At 62.7% G+C, this 14,985-nt stretch carries 15 protein-coding genes; 8 read left to right on the forward strand and 7 right to left on the reverse strand.

The window, feature by feature from the left end; all coding sequences use genetic code 11:
* Positions 1-41: 41 nt before the first annotated feature.
* Positions 42-968, forward strand: coding sequence for a pseudouridine-5'-phosphate glycosidase (locus GGI60_RS00430; RefSeq protein WP_183913531.1), 927 nt, complete (start codon positions 42-44; stop codon positions 966-968).
* Positions 969-1,047: 79 nt separating this feature from the next.
* On the opposite strand, the gene cckA is transcribed toward GGI60_RS00430, so the two are convergent.
* Positions 1,048-3,651, reverse strand: a complete 2,604-nt coding sequence (gene cckA, locus GGI60_RS00435; protein ID WP_183913529.1) for a cell cycle histidine kinase CckA — start codon at positions 3,649-3,651, stop codon at positions 1,048-1,050.
* 282 nt (positions 3,652-3,933) lie between these two features.
* Here cckA and GGI60_RS00440 point away from each other — a divergent pair, with 282 nt between their 5' ends.
* Together GGI60_RS00440 and GGI60_RS00445 are read left to right on the forward strand one after the other, a co-directional pair.
* The gene (locus GGI60_RS00440; protein ID WP_183913527.1) at positions 3,934-4,962 is read left to right on the forward strand and encodes a flagellar biosynthetic protein FliO; all 1,029 of its coding nucleotides are present in this window, start codon (positions 3,934-3,936) and stop codon (positions 4,960-4,962) included.
* A 403-nt stretch (positions 4,963-5,365) separates the two neighbouring features.
* Positions 5,366-6,001, forward strand: a complete 636-nt coding sequence (locus GGI60_RS00445; RefSeq protein ID WP_183913914.1) for a DUF1062 domain-containing protein — start codon at positions 5,366-5,368, stop codon at positions 5,999-6,001.
* Positions 6,002-6,207: 206 nt separating this feature from the next.
* Here the strand turns inward: GGI60_RS00445 and dksA are convergent, their stop codons facing one another.
* Positions 6,208-6,627, reverse strand: coding sequence for an RNA polymerase-binding protein DksA (gene dksA, locus GGI60_RS00450; RefSeq protein ID WP_008525884.1), 420 nt, complete (start codon positions 6,625-6,627; stop codon positions 6,208-6,210).
* Between the two features lie 276 nt (positions 6,628-6,903).
* Between dksA and GGI60_RS00455 the strand changes: the two genes are divergently transcribed.
* The 4 genes from GGI60_RS00455 (at position 6,904) to GGI60_RS00470 (ending at position 10,844) form a co-directional block, all read left to right on the forward strand.
* Positions 6,904-7,398 (forward strand): histidine phosphatase family protein, encoded by a 495-nt coding sequence (locus GGI60_RS00455; protein ID WP_183913523.1) that lies wholly within the window; start codon positions 6,904-6,906, stop codon positions 7,396-7,398.
* A gap of 132 nt (positions 7,399-7,530) precedes the next feature.
* Positions 7,531-9,006, forward strand: a complete 1,476-nt coding sequence (locus tag GGI60_RS00460) for a YcjX family protein (protein WP_183913521.1) — start codon at positions 7,531-7,533, stop codon at positions 9,004-9,006.
* Positions 9,003-10,082, forward strand: coding sequence for a YcjF family protein (locus GGI60_RS00465; protein ID WP_183913519.1), 1,080 nt, complete (start codon positions 9,003-9,005; stop codon positions 10,080-10,082). Before GGI60_RS00460 ends, GGI60_RS00465 begins: the two co-directional genes overlap by 4 nt.
* A 210-nt stretch (positions 10,083-10,292) precedes the next feature.
* Complete coding sequence (locus GGI60_RS00470) at positions 10,293-10,844, forward strand: hypothetical protein (protein ID WP_183913517.1); 552 nt, start codon at positions 10,293-10,295, stop codon at positions 10,842-10,844.
* 68 nt (positions 10,845-10,912) lie between these two features.
* Here the strand turns inward: GGI60_RS00470 and folK are convergent, their stop codons facing one another.
* From folK to folP, 3 genes are read right to left on the reverse strand one after another with little or no spacing between them, the layout of a single operon-like run.
* Positions 10,913-11,431 carry a 2-amino-4-hydroxy-6-hydroxymethyldihydropteridine diphosphokinase gene (folK, locus tag GGI60_RS00475; protein WP_183913912.1) on the reverse strand — a complete coding sequence of 173 codons (519 nt, stop codon included), beginning with the start codon at positions 11,429-11,431 and terminating at the stop codon, positions 10,913-10,915.
* A complete protein-coding gene (gene folB, locus GGI60_RS00480; RefSeq protein ID WP_183913515.1) occupies positions 11,424-11,789 on the reverse strand; it encodes a dihydroneopterin aldolase in 366 nt (121 codons plus the stop codon). Before folB ends, folK begins: the two co-directional genes overlap by 8 nt.
* Positions 11,786-12,655 (reverse strand): dihydropteroate synthase, encoded by an 870-nt coding sequence (folP, locus tag GGI60_RS00485; RefSeq protein ID WP_183913513.1) that lies wholly within the window; start codon positions 12,653-12,655, stop codon positions 11,786-11,788. The genes folB and folP overlap by 4 nt, the downstream gene beginning before the upstream one ends.
* 102 nt (positions 12,656-12,757) lie before the next feature.
* On the opposite strand from folP, the gene GGI60_RS00490 reads away from it, so the two are divergent.
* A complete protein-coding gene (locus GGI60_RS00490) occupies positions 12,758-13,384 on the forward strand; it encodes a DUF922 domain-containing Zn-dependent protease (RefSeq protein ID WP_183913511.1) in 627 nt (208 codons plus the stop codon).
* Positions 13,385-13,798: 414 nt separating this feature from the next.
* On the opposite strand, the gene GGI60_RS00495 is transcribed toward GGI60_RS00490, so the two are convergent.
* Positions 13,799-14,119, reverse strand: coding sequence for a 2Fe-2S iron-sulfur cluster-binding protein (locus GGI60_RS00495; protein ID WP_010029491.1), 321 nt, complete (start codon positions 14,117-14,119; stop codon positions 13,799-13,801).
* Between the two features lie 290 nt (positions 14,120-14,409).
* Positions 14,410-14,793, reverse strand: coding sequence for an Hpt domain-containing protein (locus tag GGI60_RS00500; RefSeq protein ID WP_183913509.1), 384 nt, complete (start codon positions 14,791-14,793; stop codon positions 14,410-14,412).
* Positions 14,794-14,985: the final 192 nt, after the last annotated feature.

Consider the following 14,985-nt stretch of genomic DNA (forward strand, 5'->3'; position numbering starts at 1 on the left):
ACACATTCGGCATCATGCTCTATCGACGACAGGACAAGATCATGACCCAACCCATCTCCCCTCTTCTGAAGATCGCCTATTCGAAGGAGGTCGCCAGCGCCAAGCAGCGCGGCGCGCCGCTGGTGGCACTGGAATCAACCATCATCACCCACGGCATGCCCTATCCCGGCAATATCGAGATGGCCCGCAGCGTCGAGGCGATCATTCGCGAACAGGGTGCCGTGCCGGCAACGATCGCCGTCATTCACGGCACGCTGCATATCGGCCTTGAAACCGGCGAACTCGAGCAGCTCGCCAAGGCGACCGACGTGATGAAGGTGTCGCGCGCCGATCTCGCCTTTGCGATTGCCGAGCGCCGCACCGGCGCCACCACGGTTGCGGCGACGATGATCGCGGCAGCGCGCGCCGGCATCCGCGTCTTTGCCACAGGCGGTATCGGCGGCGTGCACCGCGGCGCCGAGGAAAGCTTCGATATCTCGGCCGATCTCGAGGAACTGGCCCGCACCGGCGTCATCGTCGTCTGCGCCGGCGCCAAGGCGATCCTCGACATTCCGAAGACGTTGGAAGTCCTGGAAACCCGCGGCGTGCCCGTCGTCACCTATGAGAGCGAAGAATTCCCCGCTTTCTGGTCGCGTTCCTCGGGGCTTCGCAGCCCGCTGTCACTGAACAGCCCGGCGGCAATCGCCAATTTCCAGGCGACGCGCGAACAGCTCGGCATCGACGGTGGCATGCTGATCGCCAATCCGGTGCCCGAGGCCGACGAGATTCCGCGCGAAGAGATGGAGATCTATATCGAGCGCGCCCTCGACAGCGCCGAGCGCGACGAAGTGACCGGCAAGGCGGTGACACCCTATCTGCTCTCGACCATTTTCGATCTGACGGACGGCCAGAGTCTCAAGACGAATATCGCATTGGTGGAGAACAATGCGCGGCTGGCTGCGGAGATTGCCGTGGCGTTGGATGAGTAATTTTTGAGGGCGGGCTGGCTTCGCCCTGTCTTTTTTACCAGATTGCAGTGTGGTCCCCCCTCTCCGAGCCTTTCAGCGCCTAGCTATCCAGCGTCTCTTTCACCACCACAGCAAGCTGTTTCAGCGAAAACGGCTTCGGCAGGAAGCCGAATTTCGCATCCGGCGGCAGGTTGCGGGCAAAGGCGTCTTCGGCATAGCCGGAGACGAAGATGAATTTCAGGTCGGGATAGTTCTTGCGCAGCTCACGCAGCAGCGTCGGGCCGTCCATTTCCGGCATGACGACGTCGGAAACGACGATGTCGACTTTGCCCTCGAGCTCTTCCATGATGCTCAGTGCCTCAACGCCCGATCCCGCCTCATGGACGGTGTAGCCGCGCGTTTCCAGCATCCGTTTGCCGCCCCGGCGCACCGCCTCTTCGTCTTCGACGAGCAGGACGACGGCAGAGCCTGTCAGGTCCTCGGGCTGCTGCGCGGCGGGGGCCTCGGGAGGCGTGCCGACTGCGGCAATGGCGCTATCGATCGCGCCGGCTTCGGCGGCAACCGCAGGCTCGGGGATATGGCGCGGCAGGAAGACGCGGAAGGTCGTGCCTTTGCCCACTTCGGATTCAGGCTGGATGTAGCCGCCCGACTGCTTGACGATGCCATAGACCATGGCAAGGCCAAGCCCGGTGCCCTTGCCGACATCCTTGGTGGTGAAGAAGGGTTCGAAGATCTTGTCCATGATCTCAGGCGCGATGCCGGTGCCGGTATCGGTCACCTCGACCAGCACCATGTCCTCGGCGGGCATGTAGGAATAGTTGAAGGCGGAGACCTCGGCAGCCGTCAGATTGCGGGTGCGCAGCGTCAGCGTGCCGCCTTCCGGCATCGCATCGCGCGCATTGACGCAGAGATTGATCAGCACCTGCTCGAACTGCGACAGGTCGGTTTTGACAGGCCAGAGATCGCGGCCATATTGCACGTCGAGCTTGACGTTGGTGCCGGAGAGCAGCCGGTCGACCAGCATGCGCAGGTCGCCGACGACATCCGTCAGATTGAGCACCGAGGGCCGCATCGTCTGCTTGCGCGAGAAGGCAAGCAGCTGGCGCACCAGCACGGCGGCGCGGTTGGCATTGCGCTTGATCTCCATCAGGTCGGCGAAGCTCGCATCGGAGGGCCGCGCCTGCAGCAGCAGATGGTCGGACGACAGCAGGATCGCTGTCAGCACATTGTTGAAATCGTGCGCGATGCCGCCGGCGAGCGTTCCGACAGCGTTCATCTTCTGCGTCTGCGCCATTTGCGCTTCCAGCGCCTTCTGCTCGGTCACCTCGACCGCATAGACGATCGCCGCCTCCTCCGGCGCCTCGTCGCTCTGGTCGATGACGGCATTGACATAGAAGCGGAAATAGCGCGCCTCGTCGGTCGGCGTGCGGGTGTCGAGCGGCGCTATGTCGCCCTGCCGATCCTTGGCCGCCGCCAGCGCCGCGGCCAGCTGCGGCCGGTCGCTCTGCTGCACGATGGTTTCGAGAGAAGGTGATTTCTCGAGATCGTCGCGCGACACGACGCCGGAAAACAGCTTCAGGAACGGCGCATTGGTGCGCAGAATGCGCCCGTCGCCATCGACCGAGGCGATCGCCATCGGCGTGTTGTTGAAGAAGCGCGTGAAGCGCATGGCGGCGGCCGAAGCGGACTGGCCGCTCTCGCTGCTCTTTTCGCGCGCCAGCACGATCGTCCGGCTTTCGCCGGGCGCGCCGTCGCGCATCGAGGTGACGCTGTGGATGATCTGCACCGGCAAGCTCTGGCCGTTGGTCTTGCGCAGATCGAGATCGAGCGTAACGGTCTTCTTCAAGCCGGGTTCGGCCTGCACCGACTGGATCAGCGCCAGCCCCTCGCCCGCCACCAGGTCGCCGATCGACATCGAGCCCGGCAGGAACTTGGTCAGGTCGAGGCCCAGCCACTCGGCAAGCGTTGCATTCAGGTAGAAGATTTCGCCCTTGCGGCCGGCGGAGAAGAAGCCGGCGGGTGCGTGATCGAGATAGTCGATCGCGTTCTGCAGTTCCTTGAAAAATCGCTCCTGATCGTCGCGTTCGGCGGTGATGTCGGTGATCTGCCAGATCTGAAGCGGCTTGGCGCCATTATCCTCCTGATGCAGCAGCCGCGCCTTCAGCCGGTACCAATGCGCGCCCGAGCTGTTGGAGCCGGGGCCGACGGCGCGCAGCAGACGGAACTCCTCACGGCCCTCCTTGCCCTCGCGCAGACCATTGACCAGCCGGTAGAGCGCCTCGTTGGACTCGCGATGGCGCGACAGCAGCGTTTCGAGCGTCTGCACCTCGGTCGCTTTGCGCGCGCCGGTCAGCGCGCCGTAGGCAGCGTTGGCATAGATGATCCGTCCCTTGTCGTCGGTGATCAGCGTCCCGTCCGGATGACTGTTGAGAAAGGCGCGCGCCAGGCTGTCGGACTGGTGCTGCGGCATCACCTCGATGAAGCCGATAACCGAGGACACCAGGAAGAAGATGCCGACCATGGCAAGCACGCCGAGGCCGCCGAGCACCATCTCGTTGTCGAGTGATCTTTTGAAGACGACGAAGGCGCCGGCTGCCGCGATCAGCACGAGCGCCAACAGAAGGATGCGCAAAACCGTGCCAGAACGCCCCCCACGATCCACAAGCGGTGCGTTATAGTCGTCGGCCTGACGCGGTTTCGTCATGTATTCCTCGCATAAGCCCTTCCCATTTCATAGCACGAACACGAAGCAGGAATCAGGCACTCTTTCCTTCTTAGCAATTTGCCACGCCGGCAAAAACACCGGTCACCGGCAAGACTGCTTGAATTCACAGGCTAGAGCGCCATCTGCCTCGCGCAAGCCGGCAGCCGTCATCCGGCACAATACGAAATCGCCTCCGTGCGTCACTGGACAGGACCTTCGGCCCTTGTTTAAGGAACGGAAAAGTCGTCAATATGTGCCGAATGCGAAATGGAGTGAGTGACTATGTTCGATGATCTTGTCGGAGCTTACGGCAGCCGTTTCCTGCTTGCGGCCGGTGGCGTCGGCCTGGCGCTTCTCCTGCTCATTCTGGCACTCTGGCTGATTCGAAGCCGCGCCCCCTCGCCCTTCGTGCGCGGCGGCCGCAACCGTCAGCCCCGCCTGCAGGTGCTGGATGCGGCAGCCGTCGATACCCGCCGCCGGCTGGTGCTGGTGCGCCGTGACGACGTCGAACATCTGATCATGATCGGCGGTCCGACCGACATCGTCATCGAAAGCCGCATCCTGGCCGAGGCGGCCGAACAGCCCGAAAGCGTCAAACGGCCAGAGCCGGCTGCGGAGCGGCCGGCAACAGTCCCGCGCCCCGAAACACCGCCCGTTTCCGTAAGCCGTCCGCCGCTTGCAGCCCGTGCCGAGCCGCCCGCTGAACCGGCCTTCGCGGCCTCAGCCGCGCCGGAGCCGCGCCCGCGCCCCGAACCGCCGGCCCAGCCGGCCGTGCCGCCGCCGGTGGCCACCAGCCCGCTTCCGGCGGAGCCGGCGACGGCTCCGCTGTCGGCCGAACGCGACCATTCTCCGCGCCCGGCTCCGCTCCAGCCGCGCCCGCCGGAACAACCGGTTGCCCCGCCGGTCGCGCAGCCCGCGCCCTATCACGATACGGCGAGTGCCGCCGAAATCCTTGACGCCGCCCGCCAGCGGGTCCTGCCGCAGCAGCGCATCGATCCCGAGGTCTCCGCCCCCGACATGCCGGCGCCGCGCACCGCACCCGCGACGCCTGCGGACGAAGCGGCTGCTCAATCGGCAGCGGCGATTCGCCGTGATTTCCAGCGGGTGCTGGAACAGGAAATGGCGAACAATCTGACGGCCGAGCGCATCATGCCGGCCCCGGCAAACCAGACCCCGCGCCAGACCACGCCGCAGCCCGCCAACCTGCCGCGCCGCGATCCCGAGCTTGCCCCGATCACCGGCGCCGACACGGAGCTGCAGAAGGAAGTTGCCCGCATTTTCGGCGAAATGAGCGTCAATCGCGACAAGTGACTGCCGGCGCAGGCGCGGTTGCGCGCATTCGTGACCTCATCACGAAGTTGCAGAAATGCCGCAACGCCGCGGCTTTTCAGTCCTGGAGCTCTTCGGGCCTCCCCACCGCGTCGATCATTTGTTATCAATCGACGCGAAGAGCTTTGGCGCATCGAGGTCACACTTTGCCTAAGTAAATACCGGTCTCACCCCAGTTTCACCCGTACTGCCGCAAAGCGAGACGCTGGCGGCATGCGACCATGTTCATCGGGTGGTGGCGAGAGACCGGTTTGGCATTGTTACAATGTGCCATGTGCAGCTTCGCTGCCCAGCTCTTCAGCCGCCCACAACATCGCCACACCGCGCCCGCAAGGGTTTCTCCTGCACCATCTTGGTGGACTTCCGAACGGAAGACCAAGACGATATGTGCAAGACGCTTCGGGTCCGATGGACCATCACCCCCAAGACAGCGCCCCAGCCATGGATTGCATGTGGCGGATGCGGAGGCCTCAGAGCTTTCCGATCCAGCGGCAAGATCCGGTTGAATGCCAACGGGCGCAAGCTCGACGCCTGGCTGATCTACAAATGCCTGACCTGCGAAAGGACATGGAACCGGCCGATCTTCGAGCGCCGGACTATCCGCGACATCGATCCGTTGACGCTCGACGCGCTGCAGTCCAACGACCCCGATTGGGTTCGCGCGGAAACCTTCAATCTCGATGGGCTGCGGCGCAAAGCACAGCGCGTTGACGAGTTCGCCGAATTCGACATCGCCAAGGAGATACGGCACGAGATCGCAGGCTGGACACGCCTGGAAATCGAACTGACAGCCCAGTTCGCGACAAATATACGGCTGGATCGGCTGCTGGCCGGGGAGTTGAAGATGTCGCGCTCGCGCCTGCAGGCGCTGCACGATCAGGGCCTATGTCGAACGGACCCCGGTGGGGTTGACATCATGCGGCGGCGGATGAGGAGTGGCACGCTCGTCACGATCGATCTCGTCATGGAGGCAGAGCGGGATCGACTGTGGAAACCTCTGGCGGCAGGTGGCCCGCTCTAAATGCATGTCGTCCGGAAATGTGCAACGATTCCAAGACAACGATATGCATAAAACAAAGGCTGATGCGCGTCGCTTGAATCAAATTTGATGCGACGCGCATTGATGGGCGGCGCACGAAGACCGATCGACAAGCCGCAAGTAGCCCGACAAAAAGGCGCCGCGATCCGATCGCGGCGCCCAATGTGTCTCTGCCGAGATAGAAAACGTCATTCGTCGCGGTAGACCTTTTCACGACGTTCGTGGCGCTCCTGCGCCTCGATCGACAACGTCGCGATCGGGCGGGCGTCGAGGCGCTTGAGACCGATCGGTTCGCCGGTTTCCTCGCAATAGCCATAGGTGCCGTCTTCGATGCGCTGCAAGGCCGCGTCGATCTTGGAGATCAGCTTTCTCTGCCGGTCGCGGGCGCGAAGTTCGATCGCCCTGTCGGTTTCCGACGACGCCCTGTCGGCGAGATCGGGATGGTTTGCGCTTTCCTCGGCCAAGTGGTCGAGCGTTTCGCGCGCTTCTCTAAGGATATCGTTTTTCCAGGCGACCAGCTTCGCCCTGAAGTAGGCACGCTGGTTTACGTTCATGAACTCTTCCTCTTCCGAGGGAACGTAATTGCTAAGATCGATCTTCTCACTCAACGCGATTCTCCTGAAGAACATCTCATCTGGGCGGGTGTATATCCCAAGCGCTAGCCGCGATTCAAGCCAAATACGACAGGTAAACGGATTTTTAAATCTGTTACAATTTTAGGCTAACGGTCTATTTTGTCATGGTTATTCCGGCTGCCCTTTTTGGCTTCGCCTTCAAAACGCCGTGTTGTCAGCCACGTTTTAGGCAGTGGCGGCATGGCTGGCGATTGACGGCGGCCGACCGCAGCCGCTACTGAAAAGACCCGCCCGATCCTGGATTTGCCCGTGACCGTACCGCTGCCTCCGCCCAACCGCATCTATCTCCTGCGTCATGCCCAGGCCGCTGCGGCCGAGCCCGGACAGCGCGATTTCGACCGGCCGCTCAGCATAAAGGGCTACGGCGATGCCGAGATCATCGCCGACAAGGCAGCCGACAAGGGCTACCGTCCGGATCTTCTGATCAGTTCGACGGCGCTTCGCTGCCGCGACACCGCCGACGCCGTCCACCGGGCAGTCGGCGTCGGACTCGACGTGCGCTATGTCGATGCGCTCTACGACGCCACCGTCAGCACCTATCTCGAAATCGTCGATGCGCAGGAAGCGGCCGCCGTCATGCTGGTCGGCCACAATCCGACCATGGAGCAGGTGCTGGAGACACTGATCGGCCACGAGGCGATGGTCGACGCCCTTCCCCGCGGCTTTCCGACGGCAGGCCTTGCCGTCGTCGATTTCGATGCTTCCGTGATCGCCTGGCGCCTGACCGATTTCGTTGTCGTCTGATATCGTCCGGGCAATTCGAAGAGCAGCAGAAATTTTCAGCATCCGCGGAAAACAGAAATGCGTTCGCGCCACTTCTTTTTCGCACAACGCCGCCTTCCTATATTGCCGGCAGTCATCAATCGGAATCGCGCCTTGCCGCCACGCCTGACATCCCTTGCCGACGACGCCCGCATCGCCTTCGACAATCTCGCCGACCGGGCGAGCAGCCTCGTCAATCCGACCGTGCGGCTCGGCGTCACCGGCCTCTCGCGATCCGGCAAGACGGTTTTCATCTCCTCGCTTGTTCACAATCTCCTGCATGGCGGCCGACTGCCGCTGTTCGAGCCGGTGCAATCGGGGCGCGTTTCCGCCGTACGGCTCGAGCCGCAGCCGGATGATGCCGTGCCCCGCTTCCAATACGAAGATCATATCCGGGCGCTGGTGAAGGACCGTATCTGGCCGGATTCGACCCGCGCCATTTCCGAGTTGCGCATCACGCTCGACTATCAGAGCGCCAGCGGCTGGAACCGGCTGTTCTCGCCCGGCCGGCTGTCGATCGATATTGTCGATTATCCCGGTGAATGGCTGCTGGACCTGCCGCTGCTCGGCAAGGATTATCGCACCTTCAGCGAGGAGACGATGGCGCTCGCGCAAACCGGCGTCCGCTCCTCGTTGTCGCAGGGATGGCTGGCGCTCACACGTGCCGCCGACATCAATGCCGGCGCCGACGAGATGATCGCCCGCGAGCTTGCCACCGCCTTTGCCGATTATCTCAAGGCCTGCAAGACCGACGAACGCTCGCTCTCCACCTTGCCGCCCGGGCGCCTGCTTCTGCCCGGCGATCTCGACGGCTCGCCGGCGCTGACCTTCGCCCCGCTCGCCTTGCCGCCCGACGGTCGTTCCGATCGCGGCTCGCTCTGGGCGATGATGGAGCGACGGTATGAAGCCTATAAGTCGGTGGTCGTCAAACCCTTCTTCCGCGAGCATTTCGCCCGGCTCGACCGCCAGATCGTGCTGGTCGACGCGCTGCAGGCAATGAACCGCGGCCCCGAAGCCGTCCAGGACCTGGAACGCGCGCTGACCGATGTGCTTGCCTGTTTCCGCCCGGGCACAAATTCGCTGCTCTCCTCGCTGCTTGGCCGCCGTATCGACCGCGTGCTGGTCGCCGCCACCAAGGCTGATCATCTCCATCACGAGAGCCACGACCGGCTCGACGCATTGACCCGCCGCCTCGTCGATCGCGCCATCGCCCGCATCGGCATGGCCGGCGCCGGCATCGATGTCATGGCGCTCGCCTCCGTGCGCGCTACCCGGGAGGCATCGGTCAAACGTGACGGCCATGACCTGCCCGTCATCGTCGGCACGCCGATGGCGGGTGAAACCATTGCCGGCGAGCGCTTCGACGGCCAGAGAAAGACCGCGATCTTCCCCGGCGACCTGCCGGAGGATCCGGAAGGCCTGTTTGACCGTATGCTCTCGAGCGAGGCCGGCGGGACCTTGCCCGAAGTCAATGTCGTCAGGTTCCGCCCGCCGCATCTCGAGGAAACCGGCAGCGGCATCAAGCTGTCGGTGCCGCATATCCGCCTCGACCGCGCCATGCAGTTCCTGTTCGGAGACCGTCTCGCATGAGCAAACCCCCGTCCGATGTGCCGCGTCGCCCACCCGCCGCCTTCGCTTACGAAGATGAGGCATCTGAGCCGCGCGACAACGGCCGGCAGCAGCAAGGCCGGCGCAAACCGGAAAGCTTTTCGGAAGAGATCGTCTTGACGCCCGATGAGGAGGATCCCTTCATCAATCCCGACAGGGATCTCGGCGCTGCGCCGGTGGCAACGCCGCGCAAGCGGCGGACCTCCTTCGGCAAAATCGCCGCCGGTGCCTTCGGCATCCTGCTGTCGCTCGGCATCGGCCTTTGGACCGACCGGCTGATCCGCGACCTCTTCACCCGCGCCGACTGGTTGGGTTACGCAGCCCTTGGCGCGCTGGCGATCGGAATCCTCGCCGTGCTTGCCCTCGTCATTCGCGAGACCGCTGGCATGATGCGCCTAGCCGCCGTCCAGACGATCAAGGCCGAAGCGGAAGCCGCGATCCTCGAAACCCGGCCGGCGAAGGCGCGCGCCGTCGTTGCGCGCCTCACGACACTGCTTGCTGCCAATCCCGAGACATCGAAGGGACGCGCGACGCTGAAGGCGACCGAGGGCGAGGTCATTGACCCCCCGCATCTGATCGCCTTGGCCGAACGAGAGCTGCTCGCCCCGATCGACCGCAAGGCCCGCGCCCTCGTCGTCAATGCCTCCAAGCGTGTGTCGATCGTCACCGCCGTCAGCCCGCGAGCCATCGTCGATCTGATGTATGTGCTTTACGAGGCCGTCCGCCTTATCCGCGCCATGGCGGAACTCTATGGCGGCCGCCCCGGCACGCTCGGCATGTTCCGCCTGCTGCGCGACGTGCTGGCGCATCTTGCCGTTACCGGCTCGATCGCCGTCGGTGACAGCCTCGTCCAGCAGGTGCTCGGCCATGGATTGGCCTCGAAGCTCTCGGCCCGTCTCGGCGAGGGCGTCATCAACGGCCTGATGACCGCCCGCATCGGAATCGCGGCGATGGATCTCTGCCGGCCGCTGGCTTTCCGCGCGCTGAAACGGCCGGGAATCGGTGATTTCATCGGCGATCTCACGCCTTCCATGTCACCGCGCGACAACAATTCTTAATCGCCGAAGCAATTCCGCAGGTTTCGCCTTCCCCAGCGTGAAGTTGTGAAAATAGTATCCGATTCAATCCATTAGCGGCGGGATATTGAAATTCGTACAGCATGGCACGCCTCTAATCCCTTGCATTTCGGCACAGCCGAAAGGAAGGATTAACCATTTTTCGGCAAAACTTGGCACCAGTTCGTGAGTGGTGTTTGCCAAGGAAAATCCATGTATTCGCGCAAGTTTCTCTTCGTATGCGGCCTCGCCGCCGCGGCATTGTCTCCGGTCGCAGATGTCGCTCCGCCAGCCACCGCCGCAACCCGTGACAAGGCCTTCTTCGAATCCGTCGCCGGCTCCTGGAAAGGCCCCGGCGAGATCGTCGCCGGCAAGTACAAGGGCACGAAATTTACCTGCAACCTGACCGGTGAACCGACCGGCGACAGTACCGCCGGCATCAAACTCGATGGCACCTGCCGCGTCGGCGTCTTCAAGCAGCCGATGACCGCTGTCATCTCGCAGTCGGGCTCCAGCTATAAAGGCAAGTTTCTCGACGGCGCCGCCGGCAAAGGTCTTGACGTCGTCTCCGGCGCCGTCACCGAGGATACGGTCGTGGTCGGCATCAACCGCTCCAAGCTGAACGGAGCGATGATCGCCCGCATACGCGACGACAAGACGATGAACGTCACCGTTTCGGTCAAGGTCGAAAGCCAGATGATCCCTGTTATCGGCCTGACATTGACCCGTCAGGTCGACGAAATGGCCGTCGGCTCCATCCAGTAGACAGATCGCATGACGGGGTTTCCTGAAGCGGCGGGTTTCCCGCCGTTTCGCGTTTCAGGAGCCGCGTTTTAGGCGCTCCTCCACCAGTCGCCGCTGTCATCGGCGACCTCGATGCCGGTCACGTCGGCGTCGAGCAGCCAATCGCTGACCGGCCGCCCTCTGACGACAAGGCCTGGGGCGATGTCGGCAAGCGGCATCAGCACGAACCCGCGCTCTGTCATCCGCGGATGCGGCAGTTCCAGCCGCGGCGCGTCCTGGACGACGCCTTCATAGGTCAGCACGTCGATATCGAGCGTGCGCGGCCCCCAGCGTTCGATGCGCTCGCGTTTCATCTCGTGTTCGATCGAGAGGCAGACATCGAGCAAAGCTTCCGGAGGAAGCCGGGTTTCGATAGCGGCGCAGGCGTTGAAGAAGAACGATTGGTCCGTCTTGCCCCAGGGCGGCGTGCGATAGAGCCGCGACACGGCGGTGACTCGACAATCGTCGTGCCCGTCCAGCCTTTTCAGCGCCGCCGCCATCGCCTTCACCGGCTCGCCGATATTACCGCCGAGGCCGAGGGTGGCGGATCGCGATGCGGCCTCAGGCAAAGTGCTCAACACTCACCTGCACGAAATCGAGCACGCCAGGCACCGGCGCGTTCGGCTTGCGCACCGTGATCCTCGCCCGCCTCACCTGTGGAAATGTCTCGCAGAGCCCCTTGGCGATATCGAGCGCCAGGGCTTCGATCAGGTAGCGCCGCTTGCCGGTGACGATCTGCTCGATCACGGTGAAAGCGATGCCGTAATTGACGGTATCGTCGATCGAGTCGCTCTTCAGTGCCTCGCCGGCGACGACATCGAGCTCGGCATCGACGAAGAAGCGCTGGCCGAGGAATTCTTCCTCATCATGCACGCCGTGGCGCGCGAAGAAGGCGCAGTTCTGCAGCGTGATTGTGTAGGTGGTCATGTCGGCCGCTTCCTCTCGAATTCCTGGCGCGCATTGAGCATAGCATCGGCGACATCAAGCGCATCCCTGTTGATTGCGACATTGTGCACCCGGAAAACCCCAGCTCCTTGGAGGCGCAGCAACACGCTCGTCGCAGCCGTCGCCACGTCCCGGTCCGACGCATCCCGCCCGGTCACGGTGCCGAGGAAACGCTTGCGTGACGTGCCGGCAAGCAGCGGCAGGCCGAAGCGCGAAAGTTCGGAAAACCGCGCCATCAGTTCCAGATTCTCCTCCGCCGTTTCCTTGGCGAAGCCGAAGCCCGGATCGAGCACGATGCGATCTCTGTTGACGCCTGCTGCAGCGGCGATATCAAGCGACCGTTCTAGGAAATGCACCTGGTCGGCGATCACATCGGCAATTTTGACCCTGTCGCGGCCGGTATGCATGATGCAGAGCCCCGCCCCTGTCGCCGCGGCCAGATCCGCGATACCGCGCTCCTTCTGCAGTCCGGAGACGTCGTTGACGATATGGGCGCCTGCGCTGACCGCAAGCCGCGCCGTCTCGGCGCGATACGTGTCGATGGATATCAGCGCCTGGGTGCGGCCACGCAGCGCCTCGATGACGGGCAGCACCCGCGCCTGCTCCTCCGAAGGGCTGACCGATGCTGCGCCCGGCCGGGTCGATTCGCCGCCAATGTCGACAATCGCGGCACCATCGCTCACCGCCCGCAGCGCGTGTTCGACGGCGGCATCGACGGTTTTGAAGCGTCCGCCGTCGGAAAAGGAGTCCGGCGTCACATTGATGATCGCCATGATCGCCGAACGACGGCCGAGTTCGATCTCTCGGCCATGGCCCACACGCCATAAACTGCCTTCGAGCCCTGTCACCAGACTTGTCCTATTGATGACGAAAAAAGCCGCCATCCGATATTGCGCTTGCGGTGGCTATGCCCCAAGCTCCGGTCGATTTCAACATGGATTGCGTTCAGAATGCCGCTTGCAGTGCGTTATATGGTCCTTCCTGTCGCCTTTTCCATTGCTCTTTCTCTCAGCGGCCCAGCGGCAGCCGAAGTGATCGCAACGAAAAGCTATTCCTATTTCGATATCCGCGGCAAAACCGCCGAGGAGCTCGACCAGGAACTCAGCCGGCGCGGCCCGACGGCAAGCGGCTCCTCGGCGCGCCATCCCGGCGCCACCAAAATTCGCTTCGGCGGCGAAGCCACCTATATTCAGGATGATGGCCGCTGCCGCGTCGGCAACGTCAAGGTCACGGTCCACACCCAGATCATCCTGCCGCGCTGGAACAGCCGCCGCGATGCCAGCAAGGAGCTGTCGATGATCTGGGACGCGCTGTCGAGTGACATCAAGCGCCACGAGGAGCGCCATGCCGAGATCGCCAGAGATCAGGCCCGCGCCATGGAGCGCGCCATCCGCGCTTTGCCGCAGCAGCGCAGCTGTGAGGCCATGCAGGAGCTCGTCTCCTACGAATCAGCTCGCGGTATAGAGGAGCACGATCGGCTGCAGGCGCGATTCGACCGGGTTGAAGCGGTCAATTTTCAGAAGCGCATGTTGAGATTGCTGAATAATCGAATCAACGGGCGAGCCGGCGGAAAATAAGGCTTTTTAAAGCTGGTTACGAGCAGAAAAACTTAGCTGCGCAACGAAACTTGTGCGAAACTTTCCCCCTCCCCAGCGTTTCAATGGTCATTTTTCATCCTGGCAGACTCAACCGGAACGCGTTAATATGAACACATTCGAAAGTTCAGCTACGGCATCTGGACTTTCATCGTTGGGTTCTCCTGGCGCGTTCGGAAGCCGCGGATGTTCCTCCCTCATCCGTAGGTAATGCGCCCGCCTCGCCTCGCTCGCACCAGCGCGCGAGGCGTCTTTTTGTGGCTATGGCAGCGAACCCCGCTATCCATGTCGCCCGGAAGTGTGGCAGCGGTTCCGGGATAACGACATGCATCAAAACAACGGGCTAAAGCGCGTCGCGTGAATCAAATTTGATGCGACGCATTTTAGGCGCCGGCCTCAGGCCTGGCGTTCCGGCACGTGCACGACGAGCCCGTCATAGGCGGCCTTCATCCGGATCTGACAGGAGAGCCGCGAGGTCGGGCGCACATCGAAGGCGAAGTCGAGCATGTCCTCTTCCATCGCTTCCGGCTGGCCCACCTTCTCCGTCCATTCTTCGTCGACATAGACGTGACAAGTCGCGCAGGCACAGGCGCCGCCGCATTCGGCCTCAATGCCGGGCACCGCATTGCGCACTGCATTTTCCATCACGGTGGAGCCTTGATCGACGTCGAGGTCGAAGCGCGTGCCGTCGAAGGCGACGATGGTAAGTTTGGGCATCTGCACTATTTCCGGTCTTGAAATGGGTGGGGCGGCTTTACTTCCGACAATTCGACGCGTCAGTCAACATTCGGAAATTCGCCATAACCTCGCAGATCAGGCCGTCGCCCGCCGTCTTCAATGCGTCATATCGGACGTCGCAAAAAGACCCGTGGTTCCGCAATGGAACAACGGGGCCTGCCCGCATGATTGCTTCAGAATAAGATCATGCCGCCATTCAATCTGCCACAGCGTCGCTTGCGCGTCTGAATAGAGACGCGGCGCCGCGGCTCGAACGAGCGGCAGAGAGATCAGCCGCGGCAGAGTTTCAGGATGAAATTCTCCGCGTCGAGAACGGCAGCGCCCAGCGCCGCCATCGTGCCGGCATCGCCCCCGGTCTCCTCGATGACTTCCGCCGTCTGCGACACGCGGAATGCGCCGACCGAACTTGCCGCGCCTTTCAGCCTATGCGCGGCAGCCCCGACACGCACAGTCTCGCCGCTCGCAATGTCCTGAAGGCACGCGCGGGCTTGACGGGCAAACATCTGAAGGACTTCGATTTCCAGCGTCTTGTCGCCCATCGTCTGTTTTGCGAGATGAACCAGGTCGATCGGCCGGACCTTCGAGGGACAGGGTCCACTTGCATTGTCCGGCGCCTCGAATACGATATTCACTGCTGCCATCTGGGCCGCCATTTGCCAATTCTCCCGTCTCACGTCGTCGGCACTTGCAACAGTTCTGCGTCAGGAGGGTGGCCATGACGTTAAATTCCGGCACAGCGGGTGCGGAAATCTCGGCGTATGGTTAACGTCCGTTAAATATCCCTAAATTATTGGTTTTTAAGCGGGGTCGAGGATTCAAAATTGTTAACAACAGGTTAACGAGCC

Source organism: Rhizobium lentis (genome assembly GCF_014200175.1).
In the GTDB taxonomy this organism is placed as follows: domain Bacteria; phylum Pseudomonadota; class Alphaproteobacteria; order Rhizobiales; family Rhizobiaceae; genus Rhizobium; species Rhizobium mulingense.